This is a genomic window from Clavibacter lycopersici (assembly GCF_003576405.1).
GTDB classification, from domain to species: domain Bacteria; phylum Actinomycetota; class Actinomycetes; order Actinomycetales; family Microbacteriaceae; genus Clavibacter; species Clavibacter lycopersici.
This window is the reverse complement of sequence record NZ_QWGT01000341.1, coordinates 1-2,192: the sequence shown is the minus strand read 5'-3', so window position 1 is coordinate 2,192 and position 2,192 is coordinate 1. Positions and strand designations below refer to the sequence as shown.

Below are 2,192 nucleotides of genomic sequence, written 5' to 3'. Positions count from 1 at the left end.
GCCGCTGTGGTTGCCGCCCCTCGCGGCCGGGATGCTCGCGCGGAGTGACGCCGGGATCCGGGCGCTGGGCGCCGGGCGCCGGCCGCTCGCGGAGACGATGCGCGACGTGCTCGCCGACGAGCGGGCGCGCGGGACAGACCGGCCGCGCGCATCCGGCCTGACGCGCGACGAGGAGCTCGAGGCGATCGCGACCCTCGGCTGAGCCGCGCCCCACGCACGAGCGCCGCGCACCCGTCCGGAGACGGGGTGCGCGGCGCTCGGTTCACGCGGGTGGATCAGCGGATCGCGGCCCGCAGCTCGGCGGCGGCCGCGGCCGGGTCGTCGGCCGAGTAGATCGCGCCGCCGGCGACGGCGACCACGGCGCCCGCGTCCTGCACGTCGCCGATGGTGCCGGGCTTCACGCCGCCCGCGACGGAGAACTTCACGCCCGACGCCTTGCCGGCCTCCAGCAGGTCGCCGAACGTGTAGCCGTCCTCCGCCTGCTCGTCGAGGCCCGCGTGCATCTCCACGAACTCGGCCCCGAGCTCGGTGACCTCCTTCGCGCGCTTGGCCTTGTCGGGGACGCCGATGAGGTCGACGACGATGCCCTTGCCGTGCTTCTTGGCGGCCTTGACGGCGCCCGCGATGGTGCTGTCGCCCGCGACGCCGAGGACGGTGACGAGGTCGGCGCCCGCGGAGAACGCGATGTCGGCCTCGAGCTCGCCGGCGTCCATCGTCTTGAGGTCGGCGAAGACGATCTTGTCGGGGTGCGCCTCCTTGATCGCGGTGATCGCGGAGAGGCCCTCCGCCTTGATGAGCGGCGTGCCCAGCTCGATGATGTCGACGTGCGGCGCGGCCTTGCCGGCCAGCTCGAGCGCGTCCTTCGTCGTGAGCACGTCCATGGCTACCTGGAGCTTCATGCGGTTCCTCTTCCTGTCGTGATGCGTGGGGTTGTGGGGATCGGGTGACCGGAGGTCACTCGAGGTTGGCGTGACGCGGCCACAGCTCGTCGGCCGAGAGGCCGGACGCCTGCCACAGCGCGTGGAACACTGCGTCGCCGACGAGGGCGACCGTGAGCTCGAACAGCCCGCCCGCGTACTGCGCCGAGACGGTGCCGCCGTGGTCCTGCTTGGCGGCCGCGGGGATCAGCACGGTCACGTCGGCGAGGTCGGCGAGCGGGGAGTCGTCGGCCGTCGTGAGCGCGACGATCCGGGCGCCGACCTCGTGCGCCGTCCGGGCGGCGCTGACGATGCCTGCGGTGGTGCCGGATCCGCTCGCGACCAGGAGGACGTCGCCATCCTCGATCGCGGGTGAGGTGGCCTCGCCGACGACGTGCGCGTCGAGCCCCAGGTGCATGAACCGCATCGCGGTCATGCGGAGCGCGAGGCCGGAGCGACCCGCGCCGAGGGCGAAGACGCGGCGGCCGTCGCGGATCACCCGGGCGGCCTCGTCGAGGCGGGCCGCGAGGGCGGGCTCTGCGAGGGCGCGGGCGACGCGGGCGTTCTCGTCGGAGATCAGCGTGAGGGCGGCGGCGACGTCGACGGGGGCGTCGCCGGTCGGGCGGGGGTCGGGCGTCGTGTTGGTCACCTGACGATCGTGCTCCACGCGGCCCGTCCGTGCCGCCCACCCGACGGGTGGATCCGCCTACCCGTCCGAGCAGGTCGCCCGGGCGTCGGGGTCGGATCCGGGTGGGCGTACGGTGGGCGGATGCCGTCCCGGACCCACCCCGTCGCGCCCGCCGCCCGTCCTGCCGCCGCCGTCCCCGCGTCCGTCGACGCCGTCGCCCTCCTCGACGGGCTGCACGACGCGCTCGCCGCGCCGCTGCAGGAGGTGGGCGACGCGCTGTCCGCGCTGCTGCAGCCCGTGGTCGCGCACCGCGCCCTCGTGATCTTCACCGAGGACTGCACCGGCCGCCCGCGCAAGAAGGCGGGCGAGGCCGAGGTGGTGGAGAACGTGACCATCGCCGAGCTCGACCGGATCCTCGCGAGCCTCGCCGAGACCCCGGGCGCCGGCGCGTGGTCCGTCGAGCACCCCGTCGGCGGCCGTCCCCGCACGGTCGCCGCGTGGCGGGCCGACACCGGCGCGCTGCTCGTCCTCGTGGATCCCGTCGCCGCGCACGAGGACGTGCGCGCCGCCCGCGAGCTGGTGCGCGCGCTGTGGCGGAGCGTCGCCCACGGGATCCGCCAGCAGGTCGCCGCGGCCCCGCCCGCCTA

The 2,192-nt window shown here is 75.5% G+C and carries 2 protein-coding genes and 2 pseudogenes; 2 read left to right on the top strand and 2 right to left on the bottom strand.

Going from position 1 to position 2,192, the window contains the following annotated elements; all coding sequences use genetic code 11:
- A pseudogene (locus tag DZG00_RS14845) lies at positions 1-202 on the top strand (NAD-dependent epimerase/dehydratase family protein); the annotation flags it as partial.
- 73 nt (positions 203-275) lie between these two features.
- On the opposite strand, the gene hxlA reads toward DZG00_RS14845, so the two are convergent.
- Together hxlA and hxlB are read right to left on the bottom strand one after the other, a co-directional pair.
- The gene (hxlA, locus tag DZG00_RS14840; RefSeq protein WP_086513723.1) at positions 276-899 is read right to left on the bottom strand and encodes a 3-hexulose-6-phosphate synthase; all 624 of its coding nucleotides are present in this window, start codon (positions 897-899) and stop codon (positions 276-278) included.
- A 55-nt stretch (positions 900-954) separates the two neighbouring features.
- Positions 955-1,566, bottom strand: coding sequence for a 6-phospho-3-hexuloisomerase (hxlB, locus tag DZG00_RS14835; protein WP_119383249.1), 612 nt, complete (start codon positions 1,564-1,566; stop codon positions 955-957).
- A 120-nt stretch (positions 1,567-1,686) separates the two neighbouring features.
- Here hxlB and DZG00_RS14830 point away from each other — a divergent pair.
- A pseudogene (locus tag DZG00_RS14830) lies at positions 1,687-2,192 on the top strand (LuxR family transcriptional regulator); the annotation flags it as partial.